The sequence below is a fragment of the Bartonella sp. B39 genome, from assembly GCF_053795145.1.
In genome coordinates this window covers 782,863-800,326 of sequence record NZ_CP200036.1, presented here as the reverse complement: position 1 = coordinate 800,326, position 17,464 = coordinate 782,863, and the positions used below count along the sequence as shown (strand labels likewise).

The 17,464-nt window shown below is 36.9% G+C and carries 8 protein-coding genes and 2 pseudogenes; 5 read left to right on the top strand and 5 right to left on the bottom strand.

Annotation, left to right across the window (positions count from 1 at the left end):
* Positions 1 to 6: 6 nt before the first annotated feature.
* The gene (gene glyA, locus V4P57_RS03575; RefSeq protein WP_455466774.1) at positions 7 to 1,320 is read right to left on the bottom strand and encodes a serine hydroxymethyltransferase; all 1,314 of its coding nucleotides are present in this window, start codon (positions 1,318 to 1,320) and stop codon (positions 7 to 9) included.
* A gap of 338 nt (positions 1,321 to 1,658) precedes the next feature.
* Here glyA and argC point away from each other — a divergent pair, with 338 nt between their 5' ends.
* Entirely contained in the window at positions 1,659 to 2,594 is a 936-nt protein-coding gene (gene argC / locus V4P57_RS03570) for an N-acetyl-gamma-glutamyl-phosphate reductase (RefSeq protein ID WP_455466773.1), read from the top strand.
* 21 nt (positions 2,595 to 2,615) lie between these two features.
* On the opposite strand, the gene V4P57_RS03565 is transcribed toward argC, so the two are convergent.
* The 4 genes from V4P57_RS03565 to hfq all read right to left on the bottom strand — a co-directional run bounded on the left by V4P57_RS03565 (position 2,616) and on the right by hfq (position 7,376).
* Positions 2,616 to 3,704 (bottom strand): COX15/CtaA family protein, encoded by a 1,089-nt coding sequence (locus V4P57_RS03565; RefSeq protein ID WP_455466772.1) that lies wholly within the window; start codon positions 3,702 to 3,704, stop codon positions 2,616 to 2,618.
* A 125-nt stretch (positions 3,705 to 3,829) separates the two neighbouring features.
* On the bottom strand, positions 3,830 to 5,596 hold the full coding sequence (locus V4P57_RS03560) for a hypothetical protein (protein WP_455466771.1): 1,767 nt from the start codon (positions 5,594 to 5,596) through the stop codon (positions 3,830 to 3,832).
* A gap of 140 nt (positions 5,597 to 5,736) precedes the next feature.
* Entirely contained in the window at positions 5,737 to 7,080 is a 1,344-nt protein-coding gene (gene hflX / locus V4P57_RS03555; protein ID WP_455466770.1) for a GTPase HflX, read from the bottom strand.
* Between the two features lie 56 nt (positions 7,081 to 7,136).
* Positions 7,137 to 7,376 (bottom strand): RNA chaperone Hfq, encoded by a 240-nt coding sequence (hfq, locus tag V4P57_RS03550; RefSeq protein WP_010705211.1) that lies wholly within the window; start codon positions 7,374 to 7,376, stop codon positions 7,137 to 7,139.
* A gap of 711 nt (positions 7,377 to 8,087) precedes the next feature.
* Here hfq and V4P57_RS03545 point away from each other — a divergent pair.
* From V4P57_RS03545 to V4P57_RS03530, 4 genes and pseudogenes are all read left to right on the top strand, one after another.
* Entirely contained in the window at positions 8,088 to 12,650 is a 4,563-nt protein-coding gene (locus tag V4P57_RS03545) for a hypothetical protein (RefSeq protein ID WP_455466769.1), read from the top strand.
* 818 nt (positions 12,651 to 13,468) lie between these two features.
* Positions 13,469 to 15,787 carry an NADP-dependent malic enzyme gene (locus V4P57_RS03540; RefSeq protein WP_455466768.1) on the top strand — a complete coding sequence of 773 codons (2,319 nt, stop codon included), beginning with the start codon at positions 13,469 to 13,471 and terminating at the stop codon, positions 15,785 to 15,787.
* Between the two features lie 183 nt (positions 15,788 to 15,970).
* Positions 15,971 to 16,201 (top strand): annotated as a pseudogene (locus V4P57_RS03535) (acyl carrier protein); the annotation flags it as partial.
* Positions 16,202 to 16,280: 79 nt separating this feature from the next.
* Positions 16,281 to 17,455: pseudogene (locus tag V4P57_RS03530) on the top strand (beta-ketoacyl-ACP synthase).
* The last annotated feature ends 9 nt before the right edge of the window (positions 17,456 to 17,464 follow it).

Below are 17,464 nucleotides of genomic sequence, written 5' to 3'. Positions count from 1 at the left end.
GCATCCCTAACAGGCGCTCAAATAAGAGTAAAGAGGAAATTTATTTGTTATATTTCCCACCTTTCTCTTAACAGCCATTTCAACGGCACTGTTGTCCTCATCATTTTTTGCTACCCGAAGCCCATCAAGAACTTCTGAAATCAGATCACCAACTTGAATAAACTCTTTTTCCGTAAAACCACGTGTTGTCGCAGCAGGTGACCCCAAACGAATTCCTGATGTTATAGAGGGTGTTTCAGGATCAAAAGGAATACCATTTTTATTACAGGTAATGTGCGCTCGTCCCAAAGCCAATTCTGCGCATTTTCCTGTCACATTTTTAGAACGCAAATCAACCAATAGTAAATGATTGTCTGTACCGCCAGAAACAATATTAAAACCATTACTCTGTAATGTTTTTGCTAAAGTTTTCGCATTAGCAACAACATTGGCGCTATAATTTTTGAAAGAAGGTTGCAAAGCTTCCTCAAATGCAACAGCCTTAGCCGCAATCACATGCATTAAAGGGCCACCTTGAAGACCCGGGAAAATCGCTGAATTAATTTTTTTGGCTAACGCCTCATCATTTGTCAATATCAAACCACCACGAGGACCGCGCAGCGATTTATGCGTTGTAGTCGTTACAATATGCGCATGCGGAACAGGAGAAGGATGAACACCTCCAGCAACTAAACCAGCAATATGAGACATATCAACAAGAAAATAAGCACCGATCTCATCTGCAATTTCACGGAATCGTTTCCAATCCCATAGACGAGGATAAGACGAACCACCTGCTATAATAAGTTTTGGTTTGTGTTCTTTTGCAAGGCGTTCAACTTCTTCCATATCAAGAATCTGATCATCTTGACGCACACCATAAGAAACAACATCAAACCATTTTCCTGACATATTGACTGATGAACCATGTGTAAGATGACCACCAGCATTTAAGTCCAGTCCCATAAATGTATCACCAGGCTGGAGTAAAGCTAAAAAGACAGCTTGATTCATTTGGCTACCAGAATTAGGCTGGACATTTGCATAAGCAGCACCAAAAAGCTGCTTTGCTCGTTCAATTGCTAAGTCTTCAACAACATCGACAAATTGGCAACCACCATAGTATCGTTTCCTTGGATAACCTTCCGCATATTTATTGGTTAAAACCGATCCCTGTGCTTCAAGAACTGCTCTTGAAACAATATTCTCTGACGCAATCAGCTCAATTTCATGTTGCTGACGCTCAAATTCACCCCTGATTGCATCAAAAATTGCAACATCAACAGTCTGTAATTTATCATTAAAAAAGCGCTTTTGTATCTTGTCTTCCTGTTGAGTCATAAAACACATTCCTAAAATTAAAAAATAAAGTAATTGAACGATAACACAGCAAACCGCGCAAACCAAATATTTTAAACCATTTTTATCCAAAAATGATGCAAACAATTATCTTATTTCTTTGCCATATGAACAAAAGTTCTTGCCCCACAAAATTCTGTAAAATTGGGATGACATTTTTCCTCATGCGCTCCTAATCTGCCATAATTTCTATAAAAAAAATCTATAATCTCAAGAAATTCAATAATTTAATGACTATCATTTAAATTAGTAATAATTTAAAGCAATTTATAGTGTAAGAAGCTGAATATGGTAGAAAAAATTAATTCAAGGCAACTAGGATGGCAACGAAAGTTTTTATTGATGGTGAACATGGAACAACCGGATTACAAATACAAAAACGACTAGCGGAACGTTCGGATTTTAAATTACTCTCTCTTGCTCATACAGAGCGACACGACATTAACATTCGGCGAGACTGTCTTAGTCAAACTGACATTGCCATTTTATGTCTTCCAGATGATGTCGCACGCGAAACAGTTAACTGGCTTAAAGATAATAAAAAAATTAGAATTATTGACAGCTCAACAGCACACCGTGTTGCGCCAAATTGGGTCTATGGTTTTCCTGAAATGACTGCAGGACAAAAAAAACGTATCCAAGCCGCGCATTACGTGACAAATCCCGGATGTTATCCTACCGGTGCAATTAGCTTGATTCGACCACTCCGTGAGGCAGGCCTGCTAGATGCTTATTATCCGATATCAATTAACGCAATATCCGGCTATACTGGTGGAGGTAAACAATTAATTGCATACATGGAAAACCAATCTCAACAAAATGATGTTCGGGAAAATTATTTCATCTATGGTCTCAATCTTAAACACAAACATGTGCCAGAAATTAAAATCTATGGACAAATCAACAAAACACCCATTTTCGTACCAAGTGTTGGTCATTTTCCTCAAGGAATGATTGTAAATATTCCTCTACATCGTCACTTATTTACAAAATCAGCGAACTGTTCTGATCTGCGCGAAATTCTTGAAAACCATTATAGTGGACAAAATATCATATCAGTTGCCTCACAAGAAGAGACTGACGCACTCACCAAACTCAATCCAGAATGCTTAGCAGGTACAGATCGAATGAAATTATTTGTGTTTGGCAATGAGTGCGAAGGTGTTTTTAACCTCTGTGCCATATTAGACAATTTAGGGAAAGGTGCAGCTGCTGCTGCTATTCAAAATCTCGATTTAATGCTTTCAGGATTCTAACACTTCTTTGGTAATAAATTATTAAACAGCACGATATGCCCCTTTTGTTGCTCGCCAGTGAGCAACTGAAAAACACAATATTGCTAATGCAACACTTTGATGAATAAGCCCCAAACTTATGGGAACTTCATGTAACAAGGTGACAATACCTAAAAATGCCTGAACTACGATCATCACACATATAAAAAATGCACGGCGAGCATGAGTTGAGCGTGGAGCATTCTTTTGTACATATAAAACATGAATAACTGCTGTAATAAACAAAAGATAAGAAAAAAAGCGGTGAATAAATTGAACAGTCAGAGGATTTTCGAATAAATTAAGCCAAACAGGATTATGCTGAAATAATCCATCAGGGATGATCTGACCATCCATAAGCGGCCATGTATTGTAGACTTTCCCAGCATGGAGCCCTGCAACCAAAGCACCCAAATAAATCTCAATCAGAATGAGAATAACAAACCAACCAGCAAAATATTGAACCTTTTGATTTGCTGGTTCTTCTGAATATTCTGTGAGTCCCCGCGCTAAATAAGTAACAAAAATAACAACAAAACATGCTGTTATGAGATGAAATGCCAAACGATATTGGCTCACGCTTGTCAAATTACTCTGACCAATGCCTGAAGCCACCATCCACCAACCAATCGCCCCTTGAAGTGCAATAAGAATTGGTACAACCGCAAGCTGAAACAAAATATTTTTTTCAATACGTTTTGTCGCCCAAAACCAAATTAAACCGAATAAAGCCACAAGACCAACAAGACGTCCGAGAACACGATGTGCCCATTCCCACCAGAAAATGACCTTAAACGCACTTAGCGTCATATCACGATTAAGTAGCTTATATTGCGCTATCTGTTGATATTTTAAAAATTCCTCCTGCCATTGATCTACACCAATCGGTGGAATAACACCGTGAATCGGCTTCCATTCGGTTATAGACAACCCTGATCCCGTCAAGCGGGTCGCTCCCCCCACTAAAACAATGGCCAAACAAAGCAATAAAATAGAATAAAGCCACACCTGAATTTGTTTTCGATTTTTCTTTTGCAATGGTGTTAAAATGCTATCATTCAATTTTTTTACTGTCATCTCTGATTGCCCCACGCCTCTCTCCAACCACAATTCATTCCAAAATTTAAACATCAAATCTTAGGCTATTTTAAATATGTCTGCAACTCTAACACAAAACAAGCATATCATTACAACATGCAATGAATAATCTACGACCTTTATGATGCAACTACACGATAAACAGTTTTCGGAAACTTACTCACCATTTGCATCATCCAATCTTGTTCGTTAAGAGCAATACTGCAAATGTAATAATCTGTTAGCTCTGCAAATTTCTCAAATCCATATTTTGGTTCACTCGCCATTTCTAAAATGATAAAATCATACTCTTTTTTGAATTCCTGTAATATATGAGGAATCTCATTTGAAAAATTTTGTGCACAAACAGCACTCGTTAATCCTTGAGGAAGAATATCAACTCCCGTATCATAATCACGATAAATAACGTCATGCAACTGGGCATTCCCCGTTAAAATATCGCTCATCCCCCGATGGGGACCAATAACTTTCTCTATTTGTTGACCAGAAATATCTACTAACAGGATTGTTTTGCGCTCTTTTACGAGATGAAGAGAGAGCTTTGCTGCCATCCGCGCAGCCTCTAGCCCAATTATTGAAACAACCGTTGAAGTACGACATTTCAAAAAATCGGATAACCCCTCTATTGTAATAAAAGATTCAAAACTTTTTATTTTCTCAGAGACTAAAGCGCTCTCATTATTTTTAAGATCATTTTCTTCTGGTTGATCTTTTTTTATTTCAGAGCATCGATTAAACAACAACACTCCTCCCAACAAAGTGGCCAAGCTTGTAAGTACACAGATAATAACATTTTTTCCGTAAAGAGCCATAAAAGAAATGGGAACTGTCGTTGTTGGCACAACCACATGAATCTTTGTATTTTGCAACAGAGGAGAAACTCTGCTTATCTCTTTATTTTGTGAATCTACCACTGCTCTTATTTTATTTTCAAGCGCGTCAAACATTTGATTCAAAGATTGGGACTGATCTTTTATAAAAAAGCTAATCCTTTTTTTGAGCTGTTTTTCAAATTCTGTTGCAATAACTTCATCTGAATGAATTTGATGAATGATCTGCAAAATTTTATTCTCTAATTGATGAGAAATGACCTTTAATTCCGCAGTCATTGCCTTAATTTGAGGATGTGTCCAACCTAATTGTGCAACCATATGCGCTCTTTGTCTCTCCAGAAGATCACGCTTAGATTCTAATGCAGCAATCATTGAGTTATTTGCAATAAATGATAAAGACAGCAAAGACTGTCCATTTTCACGCATCATGTTAATAGTTGAATTTAAACTTGTTAAGTGAATACGCTTTAAAGTTGCTTGCGTTAATTGCATAGAAAGATCATTAAGCTCTGTTTGTTTTACATTCTGGTAAATGAAAGAATCAACAGATGAACGAAACCCCTGCACTATATTGAGTACCGCAGTCTTATCGTATTGTTGACCAGCCTGCAACTGCGTTAACAATAATTTTTTTTTCTGTTTTATAATTGCTTGTGAAAATGCAGAAAACCACGTTTCCAATCCATGTCGAGCAGCTTCAACAGTTCCAGCTTCAAAAGTAAGATCGATAAAATCACCATTACGAGACAAGCGAATATTTTCATGAAAATTTTTCTTCTGAGCAGCATCTGAAGAAAAATTCTGTACGCTTAGATCGCTTAAAAATATGGACTGTGAAAACAGGAATGCAAGGATATTGTTTTGTTTATCAGTTGGCAACGGCTTTCCTACAGAATCAGATAGCGAAAATGTTAAAGTTGCTCGATATATCCGTGGTTGAATAAAGTAATACAACCAAATCAAAAACGTACACAGCAACACTAACAGCAAAGCAAACAAAACATTTCGCAGAATCGTGCGTACAAACAGTCTTTTATTACACTTAAGACTCATTTTTATTTCAACCAGTAAAATACTTCATATTTATTTATTAAGAGAAAGTGGTAACTATCCTCTTAACTTGAAAACATATTATTTTGAGATAAGAAAAACGTAAAACTTAAGAAAAATATAAAGAAATATCTCGAAAAAATTTAGTTTATATTTTGCTTGATATGGTCTAGTCGTTTTTTTGCTTCAGAGGTAAGTACTGCTCTAATGGTAACGGAACCATCCTCATGCCCTTCCTGCATTATTTCACCAGAGTTTGCATAAAACCAATCAACAAGTGACATTTCATGAGGTCTCAAAAGACATTCAACATTTTGCAGTTTTCCAAAAATTCGCTTTTCAATTGCTGTTAACAATTGATCAAGTCCATCACTCATAAGCGCTGATACCATTACTGCAGGATTTAACTGTGTTTTCGCGCTTGTTTGCAAAACATTTAACGCGTGCTCATCCAATATATCAGTCTTGTTCCAAACTTCTATGATATGTTCTGTATCTTCAATGTCGATACCAAGACTCGAAAGCACTTCTAAAACATCGTGGGCATGCGCACGATGATTAATATCTGACATATCTTTCACATGAAGAATAAGATCAGCTTCAATCACTTCTTCAAGGGTTGCTCTAAAAGCTGCAATCAAATGCGTTGGTAAATTAGAGATAAAACCTACAGTATCAGATAAAAGAATTGTTTTCCCATGGGGAAGAACAACTTTGCGTAAAGTTGGATCAAGCGTTGCAAACAACATATCCTTTTCTAATACATCTGCACCGCTCAAACGATTAAAAAGAGTTGATTTTCCCGTATTAGTATATCCTACTAAAGCAACAACAGGATGGGATGCTTTTTTTCTTTTTGCTCTATGAAGAGCACGTGTTTTAATAACCGTTTCCAATTCGCGGCGGATACGAATAATTTTCTCTTGCAAAAGACGTCTGTCCGCTTCAATTTGAGTTTCACCAGGGCCACCTAAAAAACCACGGCCACCACGTTGCCTTTCCAAGTGTGTCCAACTACGCACAAGCCTACTTTTTTGATAAGATAAATGCGCCAACTCAACTTGCAAAACCCCTTCTTTTGTTCGCGCACGATCCCCAAAAATTTCAAGAATCAAAGCCGTCCTATCAATAACTTTGCAATTCCACAATTTTTCTAAATTACGCTGCTGCACTGGTGTTAAAAAATAATCTACAATTGCAAGCTCAATATTTTCTTCATTTATATAATGGGCAAGTGCATCTGCTTTACCCTTTCCAAACAACGTTGCAGGACGGAACTTAACGATATTAACTGCTTTATAATGAACAACTTCCAATTTTATGGCGCGTGCTAACCCCAATGCCTCTTCAATTCGAGAAGATACTGACCCGCCACTTGAAGCATTTTCACCCTTATTTTCTTGAAAAATCGGCACCAGAACAAGTGCACGCACTTGCATTGCAATCTGTGAAAAAGAACCCCTAAATCTCTCATTTTCATTTATCATGGCAATCTAAGCACTTTATAAGATGATATAAGAGGTTTAAAGTAACAATGATTTGTTTATTCCGAACTTTCACCTTCAAACATCTGCACAGGTTGTCCAGGCATAATTGTAGAAATAGCATGCTTATAAACCAATTGCGCATGTCCATCACGACGCAAAAGAACACAAAAACTGTCAAACGAAGTTACGATACCCGTTAGTTTAACGCCATTTACAAGAAAAATTGTAAGAGAAATTTTTTGCTTGCGCACCGTATTTAAAAACACATCCTGCAGGTGTTGTGATCGTTCTGCCATTATTCTTACACCTTCATCTCGAATTGCATAAAATATTCGTACATGCATATCGGCTGAAAAATATCCAATTGTCAACGTAGGAGCTTCAAAAATTAGCAAAAAATAACTTAAATATTAAAAAGGAATCTTTTAAGGTAAAAAACATTACACACCGTGAAAATTTGTCATCGAATAAAAAAATTCTCCACATTCACTCTATGCATTACAGTTTAAAAGCGAGTTTTTGTCTTGTCCTAAAAGCACTGTACACACCTTATTTCGCATTTTTTGTATTTTAAAGAAATATATGGTTATCTAGAATTAGTAAGATAGGTGGCATAGTAACACGATTCGTTAATTTATCATTGAAAAAAGAAACGATAAGTTGCACGTTGCGCAATGCAAACGCATCCACACACCATACACTTCTTTTAAACATTGTGCATAACCACCATTAAATTATATCTCTCCATAATATAACAGGCTTTTAATTTTATCATGGACAAAAGTTGTAAACAGCATTTTTATTTTGATTCTACTCAAATACGATATTGTTTTTATTGTACTTTATACAACTTCTGAACAGGTTAAAGGAACTGCGTTAACTTTATCCTGATAAGTTTTTAAAATTTTTTCCAGAACATATTCCTTTCTAAATAATTAACGGCTAGTATACTAGAAAATCTGGAGGAGGACGTATCCCTTTCCCATCTGTAAGAGTACGAGGCGAGTATGGCACGCAGAACCAAGTTACAAACATTTGAAATTGAAGTTGAAGAAGCTCTCTCTAAAGCTATGAACTTTGATTTTGATGACGCGACAATTGAAACAATGTCATCTAATAATTCTGAAAATGCCATTAATGTAGATGAGTTAATGCAAAAGATTGCAATGGCAGAAGAAGAAATTTTCTCTGAAAATGGTGCTTCAACTCTTGTCTCAAATATTCATGATAATGCTGTGATTGATGATTCCGTTGTTGAACAGCTTTTTACTCCAAAACCTGCATCTGAACTTTCAGGTGGAACTGTTCATAATACATTGTTGTCTACGCAACTTCTTCCTGCTAATGATGATATAACAATTCCTGCAAATTTTGGCTTCTTAAAGCAGCGCTCTACCTCTCGAATCTACTGGTGTACAACAGCACTCAGTGCTCTATGGGCAACAGGAGGTACTTTTGTTGCTCATAAGCTAGCCCCTGCTGGACTTGCTTCCTTATCAAATATCGCTACCTTTTTTGCATCCCCAACGGGAATAGCGGTAGCAGCTGGAACAGCAATCCCTATCCTTATCTCTTGGGGGGTTGCTCAATTAACAAAACGTTCAAACGAATTGCATAATATCGCTCTTCTTATGACAAATGCTGCACAACGCCTTAGTGAACCACAACATATATCTGAAAAGCAAGCTATTGCTATAGGACAAACTATCCGTGAAGAAGTCGCGGCCATGAATAAGGGAATTGAACGCACACTTGAGCGTGCTGTCGAACTTGAAGCAATCATACAAGGAGAAGTTCATAATCTCGAACAGGCCTACGCTGAAAATGAATCACGCATTCATACATTAATTAAAGGATTGAGTAATGAACGCATAGCTATTTTAAATCATGCTGACCGCGTACAATCAACAATTAAAGGAACACAAGAACAACTGAATGATGAATTTGGCTTAGTTACCTCTAAAATTGTAACCAATGTTGAAAAGCTTGCGCAAACTCTTTCTCAAACTTTACAAAAGCAGGGAGAAGATCTTGTTGAAAAACTTTCCTATGCGGGTGATGGCGTAACAAATCAGCTCATTGAAAAATTTAATGAAACCACGACACAAATTCAGCAGAAAAACACAGATTTTTTCCATGAATTAGGAAAAAGCTTTGACGATTTTTCAGAACGTTTTGATAATAATGAAAAACAAATAGAGAAAACCTTTAATGAAACAGCTGCTAAAGCTGAAATGCATATCGCTAAAATTGCGACGCATATACAAGCAGCAACAGATCAGACTCTACATAGTATTGATGAGAAATTTAAAACGTTAGATGAAGTCATTGTTGATCGTAATAATCAATCTTTGCAGAATTTTGATGAAAAAATCATGCAACTCGACAAGCAGGCATATAAACTCTCTTCTAAATTCGATAACGTAACTTCAGAAGCAATTGAAGCCTTTGAAAATCGTTTAGCAACTGTTGATCTTTCTCTCAAAGAACACAGTGATTCTATAATCGAATCCTTCATTTCTCGCACTCAAACTTTAGAAGACAATGCTGAAAAGCTTGGTGATTTCTTAGAATCACATGCCTTGCAAATTAACGCAAATCTCAAAGAAAGAATGGCTGATATCACCGAATCATTTACAAATGGGCATGAAACTATTCTTTCTGCAATCGACAAAAGCAAAGAAAGACTAAGAGAGGAAGTTCAACATATCGATAGTGCTATTGTTGAGATCATACAAGAACGTTCGCAAGACTTCAAATTACAGCTTTCTGATCAAAGAGCTCTGATGGCAGATATGCTCGATAATGAAAAGAACAAAATTGCTGATACACTAAAAAGTCAAATTGACATCTTAGCTCAGAACACTTCAAATCTTGAACAGGTTTTGATTGATAATGTTCAGATCGTTGATCAGCATGCTGAAAATCATGTTGCAAATATAGTTCAATGCACAGAAAAACTACAAGGAGTCATCGTAGAAAGCTGTAATACAACAAAAGAAGCTTTAGAAGCACAAGCTAGAAATATTGATATACGTGCTGATGCTCTGCGTGATTCTTTAGCTATTAATAGTTTTTCTCTAAATGAAGTTCTTGCAGATCAAGCACGTACACTCGAGCAACGGATGGAAACGATCCATAATCTCATCGCAAAGAGTGATATACGCGTTGATGTTGCATTAAAGCAACAGATAGATCTAGTTGAGAATGCAATTGCTATCAATAACAAGAACATTACTGAAACTGTTCAAGGTCATGTTAAAAACCTAGAAAACCATGCGGAGATTTTAAGAAGTACTCTCTCTCAATCTAGTGGTACATTCTTTGAAACCCTTGATACACGTATAGAATCGTTTGACACAAATCTGGAAGTCCGTGCACACAAGATTTTTGAACGTGCAACTACGCTAGAGGAAACATTATCCGAAAAACTTGGCCAAGTATGTGAAACTATCGAGATGCAAACATCTGCTCTTGAAGAACGCTCTGACACATTAAAAACATCTATCATGCTTAATAATGAACAAAGTCAGATAATTCAACAAGCGCTGGAAACAAACATTGATAATATGCGCATCACATTAGAAGATTCCGTTAATACAGTCGCAGACAACTTGCACAATAAGATTATAAAAGCCTCTGATGTTCTTTCTTCTGCAGGTGAACAGATACTTTCATCGGTTACGGATATCGCTGTAAAAGCAGAAAATATTCTCTCAGAGTCTGGCAATCGCATTGTATCAAATGTTAAACAGACAATTTATGACACCAGTGAAAAAGTTCTATCTGTTTTGTCTGATCAAACAGCTCATACTGTGGAAGCCTTCGCAACGGCCAGTCATAATGCACAAGCATTGTTGAATGAAACAATTCACACTTCAACAATAGCAATTGAACAAGTCCTTAGCGAACGCTGTAGTGTTCTTCATCACTCTATGCAGAATCTTAAAAATAACTTGGGATATCAGCTTTCTGATGTAAGCAATCGTCTGGAAGAAGCAAAAAATCAAACAGCTACTCAAATTTCGGAACATGTGGGAAAGATCACAGAATTAACAAACCATTTAAATCAAGCTGCACAAAGTACAACGGAGTCAATTGGTTATTTAACAGAGCATATCGGTGAACAACTTTCCCTCTCAACACAAGATGCTGAACAAAGAATTTATGCACACAGTGAATCTTTAGTGAATAGCTTGGCACAAACCAATTCTGAAACACTTCAAACAGTAAATGCTATGAAAGAAGATCTCGTCAATAATGTCTCATCCATCCTTAAACAGTTGAATCAATCAATTTATAGCTTTCACGAAAATAGCAATGTTTTATTATCGGCAGTTCAAAATATTGATGGTCAATTTAGCGAGACTGCAAATAATTTTTTCCGCAACACTACCCAAGTCGCGGAGCATTTATCAGCCTCAAATCAAGCGCTCAATAACAATGTTGAGATTCTGCAAGGGCTTTCACAAAATACATTTGAGCAAATTAGTTATATAACAAGTAATTTCGGTGAACATGCTAAAACACTGTCTGAGACTGTTCACGTTCTCGAACAGTCCGAAAATTCACTGAGTACAACACTTGAAGAAAAACATAACATGCTCTCTGCATTAAGCAATGCTCTTGTTTCAAAATCTGATGAAATCAATCAACTGATTGAACATTATGAAAATGTTCTCAGCTTAGCACTTAAACGTGCTGATAAAAATGCGCGTAATTCAACACATTCACTCCAACAGTCACTTAATCAGCTGATTAATGAAGCTTCAACGCGTTTTTCAGGAGCAGCAGAAGATATACGTCGTTCATCTGATAAAATTTGTTTAGAGCTTTCAAAAATTAATGATGATATTAATGAGAGTGTTCAAAAATTACCTGCAACGACAAAAGAAACAACGCAAAAAATCCGTACTGCTCTCAATGAACAAATTACGGCATTAAAGGACTTAGCGAGTGTTGTACAAAGAGCTGATCAAAAAAATGCAAATGGGCAGCCAATGCCCGCATTTCCTACCTCATCAACACTTCAGAGAAGTGATAGTATTTCTCCTGACGTCATCAAGAAGATAGTGCCACCTAAACCTATTTTACAACAACACCAAAGCAAAAAAAGGCAAAATAAATGGGTATCCAACCTCCTAGAAAGAGCTTCGCGTGAAGAGAGTTGGTATGATGAAATTCCTGATGATGCTGTTTTTGCGCCAGTACAAATAAAACCACGTCCTGCAAATGTGTCTCTTAATTCATTAGCAGCAGGTATATTACGGGCTATTAACCACAATGCCATCGTTGAACTGTGGGATCATTATCAGCGCGGACAAAAGAACATCATAACGGAACGCCTTTATACTTTGAACGGAAAAACCATGTTTGAAATGATTAAGAAAAAATATATGAGTGATGTTGATTTTAAACGTTCAGTTAATCAGTATATTGCGGATTTTGAAAAACTCTTACGTGAAGTATCCCACGGTTCTGGTCTTTCTAACTCAGTTCGAAAATATCTTATATCGGATACTGGAAAAGTTTATACTATGCTTGCTCATGCAAGTGGTCGTATTCAATAGATACCAACAAAAGTGGGAAAAATATTTTTTCCACTTTTGTTCTAATTGTATTCATAACTTATCATCGTGTAATGCACTAGTTTTCGAATATAACGTTGTATGTTAAAGGCTAGGTGGATGATTGGTATGCGGTTTTCTGTGATATTTTAAACAATAACCCTATTGAAAATAGCATGATTAATTACCAAACAGACTAACACGATAGGATAAGTATACCATTTCCTACTTCCCTTGTTCGCTCTCTACTTTACTTTTTTTATAAAGGGCTACTGCAAAAACGAACTGCACACGTATAAAATATTTAATGAGAGATTTTCCAACTATATCTTCATTCATTGAAACACATATTTTTTCTACAAAAAACTTTTTAAAATTATACAAAAATTTAGGATTTATAAAAAATAAGCTATAAATCATACATTTACTTGTAGAACGTAATAAATAAAGCACGTATTTATTTTATGACAATCAGGTTAAATTAGTAAGCAACTCTCTTTTGTTTTTTACTTATCTTACTAGCATTGCAAAAAAAATAACTGCTTGGTAATGTAATCACCAGTAATATTTTACTTGTTAAAAAAAACTGACTAACTTCCGTGAATTTCGGTTAAGGAGAGAAGACTAATTGTACCGCTATCAATGAAACTGTTAATGAGTGCAAACAAAAAGAAACATCAAACTGATTTAACAATCTAGAAGAATTTGTTCATACTCGTTGCGTTTTTGTATTGAGAGAAATTAAGCTCTAGCGGTGGATAGAGCCTTATCGTAAATGAAACACTCATATAAACATACACTGTAACTTGGATATCACAAAAATGTCTACAGAACGAAATAGTAATTTCAGTTCACAAAACGCTGAACTTGATAGTGCCGCACTTTTTTATCACCAGTATCCAAAACCTGGAAAGTTGGAAATACAATCGACAACACCTCTTGATAATCAGCGTGATCTAGCTCTTGCTTATTCTCCAGGTGTCGCTGCGCCGTGTCTTGCAATTCATAAAAATCCAAATCTTGCTGCACAATATACTTCCCGTTCTAATTTAGTCGCTGTTATATCAAATGGAACTGCTGTTCTTGGATTAGGAAATATTGGTCCCCTCGCTTCAAAGCCAGTTATGGAAGGAAAAGCTGTTTTATTTAAAAAATTTGCAAATATTGATGTCTTTGATATTGAAATTGATGCACCCAATATTGAGCAAATGGTAGAAACTGTATCTGCCTTAGAACCTACATTTGGTGGCATTAATCTTGAAGATATTAAGGCTCCTGAATGTTTCGAAATTGAAGAAAAACTTCGCTCTCGAATGAATATTCCTGTTTTCCATGATGACCAACATGGAACTGCTATTATTGTTTCTGCAGCAGTATTAAATGCCTTAAATCTTGCTGGGAAAAAAATTGAAAACGCAAAAATAGTTGCTTCTGGCGCAGGTGCCGCAGCTTTAGCTTGTATTAACCTTTTAGTTCGCCTTGGAGCAAAAATTGAAAATATTTGGCTTAGCGACTTAGAGGGAGTCGTTTATAAAGGTCGTGAAACTCTTATGGATCGTTGGAAAATTAATTATGCACAAAAAACTGATGCACGAACTTTATCAGAGATTATTGATAATGCGGATGTTTTTCTAGGCGTATCAGCAGGTGGTGTTTTGAAACCTGAATATCTGAAAAAAATGGCTCAAAATCCATTAATTTTGGCACTTGCTAACCCAACACCAGAAATTATGCCAGAAGAAGCACATTTTGTGCGGCCAGATGCAATGATCTGCACAGGGCGCTCTGATTACCCCAATCAGGTCAATAATGTTCTTTGTTTTCCTTATATCTTCCGTGGTGCATTAGATGTCGGTGCTACCGCAATCAATGAAGAAATGAAAATGGCCGCAGTTCATGCAATTGCAGCTCTGGCCCGTGAAGAAACTTCAGATATTGCAGCACGTGCATATTCAAAGAAACCACCCAGTTTTGGTCCAAACTATCTGATCCCCTCCCCCTTTGATCCACGATTAATACTGCGTATTGCCCCTGCTGTTGCTAAAGCAGCAATGCAAACTGGTGTTGCTGTTCGGCCGATTGAAGATATGGAATCTTATCATGATACCCTTAATCGATTTGTATTTCGTTCTGGCTTAATGATGAAACCTGTTTTTGCAGCAGCAAAAACAGCAAACCGTAAACGTGTCATTTACGCCAATGGTGAAGATGAACGCGTACTTCGAGCAGCACAAATTGTACTTGAAGAACAAACTGCAATACCTCTCCTCATTGGCCGTCCACATGTCGTGGAGACGAGATTAAAGCGCTTTGGTTTAAGAATTCGCCCCGGTATAGATTTTCAACTTACCAATCCAGAAGATGATCCACGTTTTCGTGATTATGTTAATTTATTTCTTCGTTATACAGGAAGGCGTGGTGTCTCACCTGACGTTGCCAAAACAATCGTCAGAACATCAACAACAGCGATTGCAGCGCTCGCCGTAATGCGTGAAGAAGCTGATGCAATGATTTGCGGCTTAGAAGGGCGTTTTGAACGTCATCTTGAATTGATTGAACAAGTTATTGGTCTTGATACAAATGTTCGTCATTTTTCTGCTGTGAGTTTGCTTATTTCTCCACGTCGTACTCTTTTTCTAACAGATACTTACGTTAATGAAGATCCTTCTGCAGAAGAAATAGCAGAAATGACAGCGCTGGCAGCACAAGAAATTGAAGCATTTGGTATAACACCAAAAGCAGCATTATTGTCGCACTCAAATTTTGGCTCGAAAAATACAGAAAGTGCACGTAAAATGCGCCGTGCAACAGAAATTCTTGCTAAATTATACCCCAATTTAGAAGCCGATGGTGAAATGCATGGTGATGCTGCACTTTCTAAAGTTTTTCGTGATCGTGTTTTTCCTGATTCACGCCTCAAAGGCGAAGCTAATTTGCTTGTCTTTCCGACACTTGATGCAGCTAATATAACACTCAATCTCATAAAAAATCTCACTAATGCACTTCACGTAGGACCTATTTTAATTGGAGCCTCACGTCCCGTGCATATCCTGACACCTTCAGTAACTTCACGAGGAGTTGTTAATATGACAGCCCTTGCAGTCCTCGCTGCTAATAGAAAAAACTCTATAATAAAGTAAATGAAAATAAGTAAGATTAAAATAAATTCTAAAGTTTTTCATAACTTTACAGTATGGCATTTTAAGCGCTGAAAACTCATTTGCCCTACAGAAAAGACAACCATATTCTGGATTTGGCTTTTTTTAAGAGAAAAAAGACTAAAAGAAGGATAGTGAGTATATTTTGAATTTATCAGCTCTATAATAAGGAATCGTGCATCGCCCTCTACGTTTGATAAAGTTGCTGATATTATTGCAGAAATTAGTGAAATTGATCGCAATACGATCACACCTGAAAGTCATACAATTGATGATTTAGGAATCGATAGTTTTGATTTTCTTGATATTGTGTTTGCTATTGATAAGGCTTTTGGAATTAAAGTTCCATTAGAGCAGTGGACGCAAGAAGTTAACGAAGGTGCAGTTACAACTGAATAATACTTTGTTCTTAAAAATCTTTGTACAAAAATTGATGAACTCGTTGTCTTAAAAGAAGAAGAATAATTTTTTTACCATGTATGATCAAACTGTATTCATTACTGGTATAGGACTTATAACCTCTCTGGGAGAAGGGGTTGAGCATCATTGGGATCTCTTAAATGATCCCACAATTACACCAAACCTTGATTGTACAACTTTCTCACCCTACATTGTCCATCAATTGCCAGAAATTGATTGGAATTGACAGATTCCTAAAAAAGTGATCAACGGCAGATGGGTAGGTGGAAACGCCTTGGTACCTATGCGGCTGGTCTTGCTCTCGGCGATGCAGGTATGAAAAGTAATGAACAATTAACATCAACAATGGATATGATCGTTGCAGCAAGTGGAGGGGGAACGCGATATTGTTGTTGATACACAGATTCTTTCTAAAGCACGTACAACAGCTGATCCTGATTCCATATTAAATTCAGTCCTTTCGACCGAACTTCGTCCTGCTTTATTTTTAGCACAATTATCAAATCTTCTGGCTGGAAATATTTCAATTGTTCACAAAGTTACCGGATCTTCTCGCACGTTTATGGGAGAATAAGGATCTGGACTTTCTGCACTTCAAATTGCTGCAGCGCGTATTCGATCAGGAGAGAGTACACATGCACTGGTAGGTAGTTCCTATACTGCACAGTGCTGTGATATGTTGTTGGCTCATGAACTTGGAGGCCTTTTAACACGGGGTGGGTGGACATCAGTGTGGGAGCGTAAAAAATACCCTGGTGGTGGTGTTATAACTGGTTCTGGTTCTGTCTTTCTGGTCCTTGAAAGTAGAGCACACGCAGAAAAACATAGTGCACGTGTTTATGCTGAAATTGACCAGATACCGACAGATCAAATAGATAGAACAAAAATCTCGCTTGAAGAATCAATTGTGTCAATGTTGAAAACAATGGCTGCTAAATCTGCTTTGGCCATTTCAGCTGCTTCAGGGTTTCATGAAGTAACAAAAACAGAAAAAACTACTCTTGAGGTCGCTGATATTTCTTACCGCGGTATTACAACATTATTTGGGTATATGCGAAAAACGCAATTTCCTTTAGCACTTGCACTTGCTGCCATTTCTGTTGAAAAAAACGTAGTTTTCCAGCATTAAGTGATCATGAAAAACCTTTTTCTAAAGAAGTACGTGAAGCGTTTGTTACGATCATTGGTATAAAAAGAGCTGAAGGTATAGTTCGCCTAACTGCTGTTTGAGGGAGATTT

Coding starts and splice junctions, on each gene's coding strand:
- argC (WP_455466773.1), top strand. CDS start 1,659: ATGGCAACGAAAGTTTTTATTGATGGTGAACATGGAACAACCGGATTA.
- V4P57_RS03545 (WP_455466769.1), top strand. CDS start 8,088: ATGGCACGCAGAACCAAGTTACAAACATTTGAAATTGAAGTTGAAGAA.
- V4P57_RS03540 (WP_455466768.1), top strand. CDS start 13,469: ATGTCTACAGAACGAAATAGTAATTTCAGTTCACAAAACGCTGAACTT.
- hfq (WP_010705211.1), bottom strand. CDS start 7,376: ATGGCAGAACGATCACAACACCTGCAGGATGTGTTTTTAAATACGGTG.
- V4P57_RS03560 (WP_455466771.1), bottom strand. CDS start 5,596: ATGAGTCTTAAGTGTAATAAAAGACTGTTTGTACGCACGATTCTGCGA.
- hflX (WP_455466770.1), bottom strand. CDS start 7,080: ATGATAAATGAAAATGAGAGATTTAGGGGTTCTTTTTCACAGATTGCA.
- glyA (WP_455466774.1), bottom strand. CDS start 1,320: ATGACTCAACAGGAAGACAAGATACAAAAGCGCTTTTTTAATGATAAA.